Raw genomic sequence first — 15,257 nt, 5'->3', positions numbered from 1 at the left:
TTTATATCTTCAGGTTCGCGTTGCTACGGAACTGCGAAGCAGTTTAAATCGTTCGCAAAATGCACTGGGCCTTTGTAGCTGTCGCGAATGAAGCGCTCGGTTTCCTCTTTGCGCTCAAGCGTACGTAACATGCGATGGGAGATCACTACCTCTTTCGCGGATGCTGCGTTTGCAATTTTACCAATAACGGATGGTGGCATATGCAGCCGTCTTGCCACACCTCGCGCTGATTCTGGCACCGCATTGTGCGCAACCAACAGATCGGCGTGCTTCGCGAGCTTCTCTAGTGTGCCGCTACGGCCATTCATATCACCGCTAAATACAATGGATTTACCGCCAATGTCAGCGCGCCATGCAATGGCTGGCAAGGGACCGTGATTAACCCCCACGCCGGATAACTTGGCGCTCACACCTTCCCAGACGGTCGTTGGTTGAGTGCTATTACTTGCTAGCTCGAGTGGGATGAGCGGGTAGGCGCCGTTTCCAGAAAGGTGATCACTCAGGTAGGGCCAAACCCCGTTGCTCTCATTAAAGAGTCGCGTGACGAACTGTTCGGTTGACGGTAGTAAGTGATTCCCAGAGGGGCCTAAAACGGGCAAAGATGCTGTTCGCGGTGAGAAAAAACTCGCCTTCACCAGCGCGGGAAAGTCGCCACTGTGGTCAACATGAAAGTGAGTAAAGGCCACCGCCGATAGGTCTTCTATCTTCGCCTGTGCCTCTTCAAAATGCAGTAGGGCGCCTGAGCCAAAGTCGACTAGGATGCGTGCTTTGCCGTTGTGCCAAATTAAATAGCTGCTTGAGGCGCGTTGGTCACCAACCTCCGGGCCGCCTGAGCCTAAAACTTGCAGCCAAACGCCCTGGTCGCCACACGTGCTGGCAGCTGCGGGTAAACTAGCCGATAGTGCCAATGTGGCTAGCCATTTGATAGAACGCTTCATCACGAATACTCCTTCGTTATCCATTGCAGGCTAACACAGAGCAAAAGGGGAGAGTTTCACAAAAGTTAATGCTTTCGATAGGGGATATTGCAGTACGCGGTGCCGCGCGCAGGCACGATATGGTGCTTTTTGAGAAACATCTTCAGTGAGTTCATCGACAGTTGAGCATTGGGGGTTGGGCCCAAAAATATATGCTCAACTTTCAAGGGTGCATCGCAAGGTATCTGTAGCGGAAACTCAAGAAAGGGAACCAACATGGAGTTACCTTCGCGATAGCGTATCGCCTGATGGCTATAGTCGCTGATGATCGGCGAAACAATACGCCACTCCGCTTCCTCTGCAAACGAGGGGTGCTTGAGCAGCGCGCCGATACGTAATAGCTCGTTTTCTACCTGCTCAAACACGTGCTCATAACAGGGTTCAGCTCGGCCACTGGTGCCTCTCTCCTGCTGGCTGGCTAGGTCTTCGATAATATCCACCATTTGATGGATTAAGTCCTGCTGGCGCTGAGGCTCATAAATACAGCGGCCCACCATAAAACCACTCTGTTTGGCACATTGTAAAATATGGCTAGGATTGAAGCCGATGCTAACGCCTTTACCCAAAATGCTGTAGCCACGCCATTGGCTGAGTAAGTTGCCGTTTTCGCGAAATGAGCCTGTAAAGAGCAGGTGTCCATAGCTGACGCGCCCGCGCAGCCAGCCGGTTAACTGGCTGAGTAACGCTGGGTTGGGGTGGCCGAGTTGGATGCGCTCGTTGACCTCATCATTGATCAAGTTAACCATATGGTTGAGCTCGGCCGAGTCGTTCATATACCGGATATCGCTGGTCCAGAGCATGCGGCTCTCAACAATACCCATAAACCCACTAAAGGACGTGTAGTGATAGATGGTCTCTTTTGGGGCTTGAGAATACAGCTCGCGCGTCAACTGGTGCAGCATCGATAACTCCCACTCATATCCGGTGTTTCATCAGTAAAGCACAGATACAAAAAAGCCTCCAAAAGAGGAGGCTTCTTGGTAACGCTACACTCGCTTATTGCGCGCTGTCTAGCATATGTTGGATAGCAGCTTTTAGCTCGTCATCGCTACAGTCAGCACATGTACCTTTTGGTGGCATTGCGCCGATACCGCTGATTGCTGTTTCTAGCAATGCGTCCATACCTTTCGCGCCACGGTCAGTCCACTCGCTTGAACCATACTTAGGTGCGCCAGCAACGCCGATTGCGTGACATGCTGCACAGCTTGCGTTGTAGACGTCTGCGCCAGAGCGAGCACCGCCTGCAGCTGCTGCAGCAACGGCTACCGCGCCACCACAGGAATCATCGCCTTCTACACACACTTGGCTAAGTGGCTTAATGCGCTCAACAATTTTCTCTTCAGCTGTTGCCGCACCAACCGTTGTTGATAGCGCAACGCTCAAACCCAGAATGCTCAATACTGAAGCAGCTTTAGCAGTCAATTTCACAGTGGTGACCTCATACGGTTTCTGGTGATGCATGAAAAAATGCATCGTTATAATTAATTTGCGCAGAATTATACCGGCAAAAGCACGTAACGAAAATGGGGTTTATCTGCGCCTTAAGGTTTAGATCAAAAAACAGCCAACTATTTGCTCTGCTTACGCGCTTGATTAACCTTCAGATTATGCTGAATATCCAAAACCTTCATAAGGTCTTCGTTCTATCTTGGCAAAAGCCTGATTCACCCGTATGATTGTCGCCCTGAAAACTTCCTGATTTTGCGCCTGTAGCTCAGCTGGATAGAGTAGCAGGTTCCGATCCTGTTGGTCGGGGGTTCGAATCCCTCCAGGCGCGCCATTTTTTTACCCTAGCTATCTCCTTGTATTCCCAACCTTATCCATCTGAGCACAGGCGCACCCAAGAACCGTTTGCGGGGGCGTATTCACCGGCGGTCACAATATGGTCACAGTGCCGGAGGATGGTGTTGTTGTGTTTGTAGACCCGCCTCCGGAGAAAACACTATTATTCTATACCGAAAGGCATTAATGAACTGACGTTAAATGGGGCGTGAAAACGGGTACTGAAATCGACTAATTAGTTTAAATCGCAGACCTTTCGTCATTGTCGTCCCCATTCCTTTCCACCCATTTCTACCAATCGAGACACGGCACGTCGAAAGGAAAATGCGAGATCATTGGCGCCCGATAACTGTGCCAGTGACACGCCGTTTAGACCCGTCGCCGACCACTCAAATTGCTCACCCTCTTTGGTGCAAATCATGGTCGTCGCAAAGGAACTCGAGTTTCCCCCCTTCTCACTTACAAATAGTTCTTCATTTCCATCACTACTGTCGATTTGCGCTTCAAAATCGACAAATAATTCATCGAGCGGGACTTTTGCCGCCAGTACTAACCGGGTGCGAGATTCATAACACACGTCAATGAGGGTCACGAATCGTCGTGCTTCGTCGAGGTGATTGGCATCTAATTGCGGTACACGGTCTATGATGAGGACCGGAAATCGGTCGCAGAGGGAAATATAATCGGCTGCGCCGAGCGGTTGGTAGCATAACTCGGAAAAATCAAACCAGGCGCACCGGTCATTCGATCGGGCGACCTGGACGGTGCGACCGAAGAGTACATGAATGACCTCGGCCTCAGTTCCAGATGCAGTGTCACCAAATATTTCTTTCAACAGCGCCTGTATGTTGTTGCTATTATTATCGCTTTGAACATCATTGCTTGACCAAAAATAGGATTGACCATCCGCTCGAGTTTCGAGCCGATAATCCTTGGCGGAATCCTCCATGGAAATAATGTCGAACCTGTGTTTTAACATGTCTATGAATGGCAAAAAGAGGGATCGGTTAATGCCGCCCTCATACAACGCATCTGGGGCGCGATTCGAGGTGGCCACCACCACGACATTCAAATTCAATAACAATAAAAAAAGCCGTTTCACAATCATGGCATCGGCTACGTCTGTTACTTGAAACTCATCGAAACAAAGGAGTTGGGCTTCCTGTGCCAATTGTTGCGCAATGATGGGGAGCGCATCATCTGTTGGGTGTTTTTCTTTGTAAACAAAAATTCGATGATGGACGTCTAACATGAATTCATGAAAGTGGACGCGGCGTTTGGTAATTTTTGCGTGTTTGAGGCTGTGGCCGTCATGATTACAGCAAGAATCATCATCAGGAACATTAACCGACGCGTAAAAGAGATCCATTAGAAAGCTCTTGCCGACCCCGACCGGTCCATGAATGTAAATGCCTCGCGGTGGTGGACCAAAAGACCACAACTGGAACTTCTCTCGAAGAGAGGAGTGAGCGGATGCCAAGGACCGCGCCAGTAACAGTAACGGCGGACTGCTGCTTGTAGAGCTATTTTTTGTCGGTTTGTTGGTGCGCACGGGTGCTAGCGGAAGCGAGGTTAAAGACTCGTGCAGAGCATCGAGCTTCGCCGCCAGAGCGAGTTGAGCGTCATCTCGTCGCACCTCCCCCGCATCCACCTTGCGTTCATACGCCGCTGTCACGGGGCCTGGCGGGAGGGACCTCCGATCGATGCGATGTTGTGCTGCCATATACTTCATCACCGTCTTCATCAGATTGCTCTATTCTTGAGATTCGCCAACAACCTGTTTCTAAATTCGAAAGTATCAGTGATGCGGTCAACCAAATATTTGATTTGTTCGCTGTGACTCACTCGCCAGTCCTCCAGCTTGGTAAACGGACGTATACGCCTGTTGATACAGTCCAGATCAAAAGAGAAATGTCGCTTTTGGGTCGTTGTGAGACTTCGTGAGAGATACTGCGGGCCTGTTGACCAACAGGTTGTAGTGACGATTGGCTTTTGATCCTGTTGGTCGGGGGTTCGAATCCCTCCAGGTGCGCCTTTTTTTTTATCCCATCCTTTTATCTCGTCACAACAAGGCGTATCTATTCGCTTATGAGCTCGCGCTGTTTGAAGCGTATGAACTACTCATCTTGGTATGTCGTACTACTGTTGTAAGACGAAACTCTTCTCTTAACCCTCAAATGCGAGGATAGGAATATGCTCAAGCTTCCTTTGCTTCTTAGTTTTGCTCTAGTGTCATGCGCTCTCTCGATTAAAGCGTATGCCGGCGATGTAGTGAATTATCAGGTTAACGGTGCCGATTATGAGGGCTACTGGGTCAGCCCAGCCGATGATGCTCCGCTGGTGGTGCTGCTTCATGACTGGGATGGCCTGACTGACTACGAAATTAAACGTGCAGAGATGCTCGCTCAGGAGGGGTATGCTGTTTTCGCTGTAGACCTGTTTGGTGCGGGTATCCGCCCCACCGAAGTGGTTGATAAGCGCCAGCATACTGGCGAGCTCTATAAAGATCGCTCCAAAATGCGTAGCTTAATGAATGGTGCACTCGCAGTGGCTAAGTCGCGTGGCGGTAACGTTGATAATGCCGTTGTGATGGGTTATTGCTTTGGCGGCGCAGCAGCCTTAGAGATGGCGCGCTCAGGTGCGGATATGAAGGGTTTCGTTACCTTTCATGGTGGCTTGCAGACTCCGTCAGATCAGAACTACGACATGGCCAAGGGGCGGTTTCAAATTCACCATGGTAGTGCTGACACCGCCATCACGATGGAACAGTTTGCGGGGTTAGCCAGGGAGCTAGAAGCCGCTAATCTCCCCCATGAGATGATCAGCTATGGAGGCGCTCCACACGCGTTTACTGTGCTGGGCTCCTCCCGATACCGAGAGGATGCTGATAAAAAGTCATGGCGTAGCTTTCTGAATTTCCTAGATGAAACAGTGAAGTAGCTGCGCGCATAGTCGCCACTTAGTCGAGCACCGCCCCTTTGCTTATCCGCTTAGCGGTACAATAGCCGCCTTTGTAGAGTTGTTGTAAGAGGGTGCTCGACGGTGGGAGTGATGAAAGGGCCATCAAGCGGCGTTTGGTTGATGGTTGCCGCGATGCTGATTTTGCCGGCGGTCGATGTCTTGGCAAAGTTGTTATCACAAGATCTGAGCCCCATTCAGATCAGTTTTTTGCGCGTCACTGTTCAAGCGGTGTTACTAATGATCGTAATGCGTAAACTTCCTCGTTTGCACTACCCGTGGCCGTTAACTCGGCGTCTGGTAATTGCCGCTTGCTTGGTAAATATGGCGATCACGGCGATGATTTGGGCGCTAGCTTATTTGCCAGTCGCGAATGCCGTCGCGCTATTTTTTGTTGAGCCGCTGCTTGTGATGTTGCTCTCAGCTGTTATTTTGAGAGAACCTTCGAGCTTGGTGAAGTATATGCTCGCCTTTACGGGGTTGGTCGGCGCTATGATTGTGATTCGGCCAAACTGGGTACTTTACGGTTGGCACACATTGCTGCCGGTATGCGCAGCATTGTGCTATGCACTGTATCTAGTGCAGATCCGCGCGTTAGGGGGGCAAATTGCAGCGGTGCCCCTGCAGGCTTATCTAAGTTTAGTGGGCGCAGTTTTACTATTGTTGACGCTATTAATCGGCCAAAGCAGCGGTATCAAAGAGCTGAGCTGGCTATCAGTATCTGCAGCACACTGGCGTTATATCTTGGCGCTGGGGGCGGTATCGGCGTTGACATATTGGCTGATTAGTTGGGCTTTTACATTGAGTCAGGCAAGTGTGCTAGCGCCGTTTCGATATCTCGAAATCATTGGTGCGACTATGCTGGGCTATTGGGTGTTCGATGAGTATCCCGACGCACTCACTTGGGTGGGTTCAGGTGTCATTTTAGTGTCGGGCCTTGCAGTCATTTTTGTTGATCGGCATAAGGTTTCCGTGCCGACTCGTTCTTAGAAATGTAGCTATATAGCAGCAATAAAAACGAGCGCAAAAAATTATGCGAGAAACGCGATTAAATACTTGCAGTGGTTAAAGTTTTTCGCTTTAATACGCGCCCATCACGATGTGCCGGCATAGCTCAGTTGGTAGAGCAACTGACTTGTAATCAGTAGGTCCCGAGTTCGACTCTTGGTGCCGGCACCACCTCTCTTCTTCCTTCTTAATACTTGTTTTTTCTGTTACCCAAAGTCTGTATTTCTATTCTTCTGGTTTGTAGCGTGCAGCGCTAATAATAGCGATCAGATGCAGAATGGCTGCGAAAACGGCAGGGATAATCAAAAAGTAAAGCGCGTAACCAACCGTGATCGATACGAAGAAGAATAGGGCCGCTAGCAACCTGCCTTGAATCAGATGCCCTAACCCTGGAATAAACACGTTACAAAGCGCAGCAATAACATTACCTGAGCTACCTTGTCCGCTCATAGTGGTCTCCCTAGAAATAACAGCTTCAAAGCGCCTAGACTAACAGTTCATACATGAAGCTTCCCTAAATCTTTCTTTATTTTTCTTTGACTTGAGTCCAAACAATTTTGTGCTGAAGGCGTAGCATCATCTCTTTCTATTGATTCGGGAGGCGGCTATGTCAGGCCAGTTTGATGTCATTGTTATCGGTGCAGGGCCGGCAGGCCTGAGTTTTGCTCACTCGCTTTCCCACACAGAGTTATCGGTGCTGCTGCTTGATCAAGCGCCACTATCCCAGTTACAAGCACCTGAAGAGGATGGCCGGGAGATTGCGCTGACACATCTATCGCGCAACCTCATGCAGGCATCGGGCGCGTGGCAGCGCATTGATGAGGCAGAAATAGCGCCGATCAAGGCTGCTAAAGTCTTTGATGGTGACTCGCCAAAGAGCCTCGACTTCGAACGCCAAGATGACTCGCTCGATGCGTTGGGTTATCTCGTACCGAATCATCTTATTCGTCAAGCTTGCTTTGAGAATCTTGAAGAGTGCAGCAACATTACGCTAAAAGCTGGCACGCGCGTAAAAGAGGTGATTGCGGGTGATCAAGCGACGACAGTTATACTCGATAGCGGCGAGAAACTAAGTGCAGCGCTAGTCGTGGCTGCCGATACGCGCTTTTCGGAGTCGCGCCGCCAGATGGGGTTGGCGGCTTCGATGCGAGATTTTTCGCGCGTGGCGATCGTTTGCCGGATGTCGCACACACGCTCACATGAGCAAACGGCCTTTGAGTGTTTTCATTACGGGCGCACAACCGCCATTCTTCCGATGAATGGAAACTGCTCTTCGGTGGTGGTGACGGTGAACCGGAGACAGGCAGAGCAGTTCCTCAGCATGTCTGACGCCCGCTTTAGTAAAAACATTCAAGACCAGCTGCATGGGCAGCTTGGCGATATGACATTACTCGGTAAACGCCACACCTATCCGTTGGTGGGTGTTCACGCCCATCAGTTCGTTACTGAGCGCTTTGCATTGATTGGGGATGCAGCGGTCGGTATGCACCCTGTAACAGCACACGGCTTTAATCTTGGATTGCGTGGGCAAGCGTTACTTGCCGAAAAGGTCGCGCAAGCACACGCGTGTGGCGAGGATATTGGCCAGCTCACACTTCTGAAAAGCTATGAGAAAGAGCAGATGCAGGTTTCTCGGGTGCTCTATCACGGTACAAATCTGGTGGTAGGTTTGTTCACCAATGAAAGCTTGCCGGGCCGACAACTGCGCAAGGCGGTGCTGGCTGCCGCTGAGCACTTACCCCCTGTCAAAAAACTGATCACTAATAGTTTAACAGACCGCGAGTTGAAGCCGCTTGTGCCTCTACCTCCAATACCGGCAGCGCTGCCGCGTCCACGCTTACCTCGTTTATTTAGCGTGTAAAAACTAAAATATCTCCTTAAGAAATCGCTGATATTGGCGATATCTAAAGCGTCCTGCGGCCTAGCCATAGGGCGCTTGGGTCGAGTAAGCTAGGGTTCAGAGCTCCGGCTTAAGATCATAATAAGAGCGCGCTTTCTCGCGCATGGAGATTTTAGTGACAAGTTTAGACTCAATCCTCGATGGCGATCACCAGTTAGATGTGTTGATGGCGCGTCAGCCTATCTACTCGAAGAACCAAGATGTTGTTGCGTTTGAACTGCTGTTTCGCGGAGATGACCCGCACGCGATGTCGCCGCAAAAGGATGAAGTCGCTACCTTCGATGTGGTTATGAACACCTACGCGAGTGTTGTGGGTGATGGTGGTGAGCAGCGCTTACCATTCTATTTGAAGGTCACTGACAAGGTGCTGCTGTCGGGTACGCTTCCGGCTTTGCCGCCCGCCTTGTTTGCGCTGGAGTTGCTGGGGCGTTCGAATGTAACGCCTGAGTTAGCCGCAGCCCTGCAAGAGAAAGCAAAAGAGGGGTACAAGATAGTACTGGCTGACTATGATCCAAATGATGTGCGTTTGCAGCCATTGCTCAATATCGCTCATGTGGTGAAGCTAGATATTCAAGCGCTGGGCATGGCCCGCCTACCTGAGGTGATTCAAAAGCTGAGACCTCATAATTTGGATCTACTCGCAGATAAGGTCGAGACAAAAGAGGAGTTCAGGCAGTGTCTTGAGATGGGCTTCTCGCTTTATCAGGGTTTCTTTCTGAGTCGGCCAGAGCCGATCAAAGGTAAGCGCATCGCGGGTAACAAAGTTTTATTGTTGCAGTTGTTAACCGAATTAGATCGAGAAACGGCAACAGGGGCTTCTTTAGAGCAGATCGCTGTGAACGACCCTGCGCTCACGTACAAAATCTTAAAGGTGGTGAATTCGGCTGCCTTCAAGGTGCCGCGTGAAGTTGAGTCTTTATCTCATGCGATTACGCTACTTGGGCTTGATCAGATCCGCCGCTGGATTTTGTTGTTTTTAACCACCGGTGTGAACGGTAGCCCGACTGAGTTGACCCGCAATATGCTGATCCGTGGGCGCATGTGTGAGCTGATCGCAGAGCTATCAGGTTATCAAGGGGCGATGAACTACTTTATGGTTGGCCTCTTGTCGCAGTTGGATGCGTTGTTCGATATCGAAATGGCGGAGCTACTTGAGCAAGTGCCTTTGAACAGTGAAGTTAAAAACGCCCTGCTGCACTACACAGGCTCGTTAGGCGATACGCTGCGGGATGTTGAAAATTATGAACGAGGCCAGTTTGACCTGCTGATGGCGCGAATCCCGCGTAGCTATTATGAAGTCGCTTATCGCCATAGCTTGAACTGGTCTGACACCGTAATTAAAGCCCTGCGTGGCTGATTAAGGTGGCAATTATGCAATGGTTAGGAGAGCTTAGAATTGATCCGACTTGTGTCGAAACATGTGACGTTAATGGCGGTGTGTTTAGTTGCAGCAATTGCGCTCAGCGAAACACTGTTGTTACCGCATCAAGTCGATACGCAAGTTGAAGCTCGCCTAACCGAGATTCGCGATGATCTGCAACTCCTGTCAGTGGTTGAAGCGGCTCAGGACAGAGCGCTCCTAGCCCAATACGCGGAGGTCCTTAACCTCGCAGACCCTGATCACGTTTTCTTTTCCACCGATGCTTCAATGGAAGCGCCGGCCTCTGAGGTGCTGAAACTTTACCCTTCTGAGTCCTCCTCCGCACTTGCGGCGAGTATTAAACTCCCCTCGTTGCGCGCCACAATTACAGCAGACCTGCGCAAACATAATCTCGGCTACTTAGCAGCGCTGTTTGTTGGTTTGCTGTTGGCAGGGTTACGTCGCTCTCCATCTGAACAGCCCAAAGAGGAGGTTGAGTCGCGCTCTATCGCCCAGGCAGATGTGCCGATGATGGTTCAGCGCAGTGATGATGCCTTAGCTTCGTGCCATGAGCTGGCTCAGTTTGGCTGTTGGGAGTGGTGTGCGCACAGCGGTATGTTCTGGTGTTCGCCAAGTCTTGCTGCTGTGATGCGCAATACATTGGCTGAGCGAGTCGATCAAGAGACGTTTTTTCAGAGCCTTTACCCTGGGGATCGCACGATGGTGCTCAAAGCCGCTCAAGCTATGTTGCACGAAGGCTCGGAGGGGGAGATCGATTTTCGTGTATCAACGGCGTCTGGTGAATGCCGACATATTCACTTAGTCAGCCGTGTGCTGCGTGATGATGAGCAACGTGTCGTCAAAGTGGTAGGTACGTGCCAAGATATTACTGAGCGTAAAGCGGTTGAAGCACGGTTGCGTAAGCTCTCTAGCGCTATTGTCCAGAGCGGTTCAAGTATCATGATTATCGATATTCTGGGCGCTATTGAATACGTTAATCCCAAGTATAGTGAAGTGACCGGCTTTGCTCTTGAGGAGGTCGAAGGTAAACAGCCAGACTTGCTTAGCCGCAAGTGGCTCAATAGTGAACGTTACGAGCTGCTTTGGAACACCATTATGAGCGGCAATAACTGGCGTGGCGAGCTGCAAAACCGGAACAAAGATGGCTCGCTGTTTTGGTCGCTTGCATCGATTTCGCCCGTCTACAGTGAGTACGATGAGCTCACCCACTTTGTCATTGTTTGCGAAGATGTTACTGAGCTGAAAGACGCGCACGCCCGTATGGAGCGCTTGGCGCTTTATGATGAGCTGACAGGACTACCGAATCGACGCTTGTTCTTTAAAGAGCTCGCTGAGCTGTTTGATCCAACCACTGAAACTTCGACAGCGGCTGTTATGCTGCTGGATCTCGATTTCTTTAAGGCTATCAATGATACCCAAGGGCATGGCACTGGGGATCAGTTGTTAGTGGAGGTCGCAGAGCGGCTCGTTAGCTGTATCGGAGAGGGGGATATTGCAGCACGCTTGGGCGGCGACGAGTTTGCCATCTTGATTCGCAACGCGCACAACGTTAACCATATTGAGACGGTGGCTGAGGCGATCTTAGACGCCATCGCAAAGCCTTACTATATCAATAGCTACGATATTCAAATCAGCACGAGTGTAGGGCTGGCTTGGCTGCCAAAAGATGCAGATACACCGGAAAGCCTTCTTAAGCACGCTGATCTTGCCATGTATCAAGCGAAGGAGAAGGGGCGTAATCAGTACCGCTTCTTCAATGAGAACCTGCACCGTCAGCTACAGACATATGTACAGTTTTCCCGAGAGATGCCGCGTGCTTTGGATGCTGGTGAGTTTATCCTGCAGTACCAACCCCAGCTTGATCTCACTAGCAGCAGAGTGGTGAGTGTTGAAGCATTGTTACGCTGGGAGCATCCGAATAAAGGTTTGGTCAGCCCTGATGCGTTTATCTCGGTGGCTGAGGAGACGGGCTTTATCGTCTCTTTGGGGCGTTGGGTGTTGGAAGAGGCCTGCCTGACGATTCGTGAGATGGCCGCGCTCGGTTTTGATGATGTGCGCGTTGCGATCAATCTGTCATCGCGGCAATTTCGTGATCCACAGTTACTGAGTATGATTCAGCAGACCATTGCTGAGTTCGAGATTAATCCCGCCAATCTTGAGCTTGAGATCACCGAGTCTTTATTGATGCAGGATGTGGAGGTGGCGATTGAAACCTTGCAAGCTCTGCAACACTTAGGTGTCACGGTGGCGATTGATGATTTTGGTATCGGTTACTCTTCGTTCAATTATTTGAAAACGCTACCAGTCGATGTGTTGAAGATCGATCGTGAGTTCATTAAAGATATTCCCGACCATCAAGACGATATGGAGATCACGGCGGCGATTATCTCGATGGCGCATCGCTTAAGTATGCGTGTTGTTGCTGAAGGCATCGAAACGAAAGCGCAGCATCAGTTCCTTGCTGAGCAAAGTTGTGATGTTGGCCAAGGCTTCCTCTTTAGTCAGCCGCTTAACTTCCCTGAGCTATTAAGCTTCCTCTGTCGGGAGCTGGGCGAAGAGTGATGTGGTTGCCTGAGAGTATCGTTTGGCTAGATGTCGGCTGGCTGATGATGTTAAGCGGTTTTACCTCCTTTATTACCGCTGCGCTCGGCATCGGCGGGGGTGTTCTTTTGCTCGCAGTGCTGTCGCAAATGCTGCCGCTCGCAGCATTAATTCCAGTGCATGGGTTGGTGCAGTTGGGATCGAACGGTAATCGTGCTTGGATGACGCGCCGCCATGTTGATTGGCAGGTGGTTGGTTTGTTTTTGGGTGGGGCAATTTTAGGGGCTGTGGCGGCCTCTTTTGTTGTTGTACAGCTGCCCCTTGACCTACTTCGAATCAGTGTGGCGCTGTTTATTATCTACCTTGTATGGGGGCCTAAGCCGGCAAAAGTATCCTTATCATCCACTCAGCTTTTTGCGGCAGGTGGGCTGACAACGTTGTTGTCTGCCTTTGTTGGTGCGACCGGGCCGCTTGTGGCGGCGGTTCTGCATCGCCGTAAGCTCTCTAAATTACAAACAGTGGCAACATTCGCAACCTGCATGTCTTTTCAACACCTCTTGAAAGGTGTGGTATTTAGCGTGGTTGGCTTTGCTTTCAGTGAATGGTTGTGGGTGATTCTGCTGATGATTGCAGCCGGTGTGGTTGGTACATGGCTAGGCTTGAAAGTGTTGAATCGTATACCCGCCGCTATGTTCTCGTGGGTATTTCGTGGGGTGGTCACTTTGCTTGCGTTACGTTTACTCTATCAGGGGCTGACATAAAAAAGCCCGCTATCGCGGGCTTTGCAGATTTAGCACTTAGTCCAGCTGGCTAAGATCGCGTACAGCACCCTTGTCCGCTGAGGTTGCGAGCTTCGCATAGGCTTTCAAAGCAGCAGACACTTTACGAGGGCGTGCCTCCACAGGTTTCCAGCCTAGCTTGTCTTGCTCCACTCGGCGTGCAGCTAGCTCTTCATCAGAGAGTAGTACATCAATGGTGCGGTTCGGGATATCGATGCGAATCATATCGCCATTGCGCACTAGGCCAATAGCACCACCGGCTGCTGCTTCAGGCGATACGTGTCCGATCGATAGACCTGATGTACCACCAGAGAAACGACCGTCGGTGAGCAGGGCGCACTCTTTGCCTAAGCCTTTCGACTTGATGTAAGAGGTTGGATATAACATCTCTTGCATACCTGGTCCGCCGCGCGGGCCTTCGTAACGCACGATGACAACATCACCTGCTTTAACCTTATCATCAAGGATATTTGCGACGGCTTCGTCCTGAGACTCGGTAATGTGCGCAGGGCCTTCAAATACCAGAATAGACTCATCCACCCCTGCTGATTTTACAACACAGCCATCCAAGGCAATGTTACCTTTGAGTACAGCAAGGCCGCCTTCAAGGGAGAAGGCGTTTTCAAGCGAGCGGATACAACCGTTCTGGCGATCGCCATCCAGCGTTGGCCAGCGGCTTGCTTGGCTGAACGCTTGTTGCGTTGGAATGCCTCCAGGTCCTGCTTTATAGAACTCCACGACTTCTGGTGACGGGTTACGCATGATATCCCACGCATCTAGCGCGTCTTTCATGGTCTCGGTATGTACCGTTGGCACGTCAGTGTGGAGCTTCCCTGCACGATCAAGCTCACCCAAAATACCCATGATGCCGCCGGCACGGTGTACATCTTCAATGTGGTACTGCTGGGTGTTTGGCGCTACTTTACACAGCTGCGGAACAGTACGAGACAGACGATCGATGTCGTTCATACCGAAGTCGATCTCAGCTTCTTGTGCGATAGCAAGCAAATGCAAGATGGTGTTAGTTGATCCGCCCATGGCGATATCTAGCGTGATGGCATTTTCAAACGCTTTGAAGCCGACAGAACGTGGCAGTACACGCTCGTCTTCCTGTTCGTAATAACGTTTTGCCATCTCAACGATACTGCGGCCAGCGCGCAGGAATAGTTGCTCGCGGTCTGCGTGAGTCGCCACAACGGTACCGTTACCCGGCAATGCTAAGCCTAGTGCTTCTGCGAGGCAGTTCATTGAGTTGGCGGTAAACATGCCTGAGCATGAACCGCAGGTTGGGCATGCTGAGCGCTCCACGGCATCGACAAGCTCGTCAGACGCAGTAGGGTCAGCTGCTAGTACCATCGCATCCACGAGGTCTAGCTTGTGCTCGGATAACTTGGTTTTACCGGCTTCCATTGGGCCGCCGGAGACAAAAATAACCGGTATGTTTAGTCGCATTGCTGCCATCAGCATCCCCGGTGTGATTTTGTCACAGTTGGAGATGCAGACTAAGGCGTCCGCACAGTGAGCGTTCACCATATATTCTACAGAATCGGCAATAATATCGCGGGATGGCAGAGAGTAGAGCATCCCGTCGTGACCCATGGCGATGCCATCATCAACAGCAATTGTGTTGAACTCTTTGGCAACGCCACCCGCTTTTTCGATTTCACGAGCGACCAACTGCCCCATATCTTTTAGATGGACATGCCCAGGAACAAACTGGGTAAAGGAGTTAGCGATCGCGATGATAGGCTTGTGAAAGTCCTCGTCTTTCATGCCGGTGGCACGCCACAGTGCGCGCGCGCCTGCCATATTACGGCCGGCAGTAGAGGTTTTAGAGCGGTAAACTGGCATGAGTCAATCTCTCATTGGGTTCTGTTTCACGGAGATCCGAGTATACCAAAAATAACGGCGATGGGATGATCAACCCAAAG

12 protein-coding genes and 2 tRNA genes are annotated in these 15,257 nt (G+C 50.8%); 8 read left to right on the top strand and 6 right to left on the bottom strand.

Translation table 11 applies throughout. The features are described from left to right. Positions 1-23: 23 nt before the first annotated feature. From E4L36_RS10610 to E4L36_RS10600, 3 genes are all read right to left on the bottom strand, one after another. Positions 24-938 carry an MBL fold metallo-hydrolase gene (locus E4L36_RS10610; protein ID WP_169051525.1) on the bottom strand — a complete coding sequence of 305 codons (915 nt, stop codon included), beginning with the start codon at positions 936-938 and terminating at the stop codon, positions 24-26. Positions 939-1,003: 65 nt separating this feature from the next. Then, positions 1,004-1,879: a DUF2971 domain-containing protein gene (locus E4L36_RS10605; protein ID WP_136680584.1), complete on the bottom strand. Its 876-nt coding sequence runs from the start codon at positions 1,877-1,879 to the stop codon at positions 1,004-1,006. Between the two features lie 94 nt (positions 1,880-1,973). Further along, positions 1,974-2,438, bottom strand: coding sequence for a c-type cytochrome (locus tag E4L36_RS10600; protein WP_136680583.1), 465 nt, complete (start codon positions 2,436-2,438; stop codon positions 1,974-1,976). 242 nt (positions 2,439-2,680) lie between these two features. Here E4L36_RS10600 and E4L36_RS10595 point away from each other — a divergent pair. Next, positions 2,681-2,757, top strand: a tRNA-Arg gene (locus tag E4L36_RS10595). Between the two features lie 261 nt (positions 2,758-3,018). On the opposite strand, the gene zapE is transcribed toward E4L36_RS10595, so the two are convergent. Then, positions 3,019-4,503 carry a cell division protein ZapE gene (gene zapE, locus E4L36_RS10590; protein ID WP_136680582.1) on the bottom strand — a complete coding sequence of 495 codons (1,485 nt, stop codon included), beginning with the start codon at positions 4,501-4,503 and terminating at the stop codon, positions 3,019-3,021. A 449-nt stretch (positions 4,504-4,952) separates the two neighbouring features. Here zapE and E4L36_RS10585 point away from each other — a divergent pair, with 449 nt between their 5' ends. The 3 genes from E4L36_RS10585 (at position 4,953) to E4L36_RS10575 (ending at position 6,896) form a co-directional block, all read left to right on the top strand. Beyond that, positions 4,953-5,699: a dienelactone hydrolase family protein gene (locus tag E4L36_RS10585; RefSeq protein ID WP_136680581.1), complete on the top strand. Its 747-nt coding sequence runs from the start codon at positions 4,953-4,955 to the stop codon at positions 5,697-5,699. 111 nt (positions 5,700-5,810) lie between these two features. Next, positions 5,811-6,707, top strand: coding sequence for a DMT family transporter (locus tag E4L36_RS10580; protein WP_136680580.1), 897 nt, complete (start codon positions 5,811-5,813; stop codon positions 6,705-6,707). A gap of 113 nt (positions 6,708-6,820) precedes the next feature. Next, positions 6,821-6,896: transfer RNA gene (locus tag E4L36_RS10575), tRNA-Thr, on the top strand. A gap of 54 nt (positions 6,897-6,950) precedes the next feature. Here the strand turns inward: E4L36_RS10575 and E4L36_RS10570 are convergent. Next, complete coding sequence (locus tag E4L36_RS10570) at positions 6,951-7,175, bottom strand: DUF6677 family protein (RefSeq protein ID WP_127693429.1); 225 nt, start codon at positions 7,173-7,175, stop codon at positions 6,951-6,953. A gap of 157 nt (positions 7,176-7,332) precedes the next feature. Here E4L36_RS10570 and ubiM point away from each other — a divergent pair, with 157 nt between their 5' ends. From ubiM to E4L36_RS10550, 4 genes are all read left to right on the top strand, one after another. Next, positions 7,333-8,586 (top strand): 5-demethoxyubiquinol-8 5-hydroxylase UbiM, encoded by a 1,254-nt coding sequence (gene ubiM / locus E4L36_RS10565; RefSeq protein ID WP_136680579.1) that lies wholly within the window; start codon positions 7,333-7,335, stop codon positions 8,584-8,586. Between the two features lie 154 nt (positions 8,587-8,740). Next, entirely contained in the window at positions 8,741-9,982 is a 1,242-nt protein-coding gene (locus E4L36_RS10560; protein ID WP_240656926.1) for an HDOD domain-containing protein, read from the top strand. 39 nt (positions 9,983-10,021) lie between these two features. Then, positions 10,022-12,568, top strand: coding sequence for an EAL domain-containing protein (locus E4L36_RS10555; RefSeq protein WP_240770711.1), 2,547 nt, complete (start codon positions 10,022-10,024; stop codon positions 12,566-12,568). Then, the gene (locus E4L36_RS10550) at positions 12,568-13,308 is read left to right on the top strand and encodes a sulfite exporter TauE/SafE family protein (protein ID WP_136680578.1); all 741 of its coding nucleotides are present in this window, start codon (positions 12,568-12,570) and stop codon (positions 13,306-13,308) included. The genes E4L36_RS10555 and E4L36_RS10550 overlap by 1 nt, the downstream gene beginning before the upstream one ends. Before the next feature lie 36 nt (positions 13,309-13,344). Here the strand turns inward: E4L36_RS10550 and ilvD are convergent, their stop codons facing one another. Beyond that, a complete protein-coding gene (gene ilvD / locus E4L36_RS10545) occupies positions 13,345-15,177 on the bottom strand; it encodes a dihydroxy-acid dehydratase (protein ID WP_127693424.1) in 1,833 nt (610 codons plus the stop codon). Positions 15,178-15,257: the final 80 nt, after the last annotated feature.

The organism is Neptunomonas sp. XY-337, assembly GCF_004959845.1.
Taxonomy (GTDB): domain Bacteria; phylum Pseudomonadota; class Gammaproteobacteria; order Pseudomonadales; family Balneatricaceae; genus Neptunomonas; species Neptunomonas marina.
Note: the sequence above shows the minus strand (reverse complement) of the source record. Positions and strands in the feature narration are given on the sequence as shown.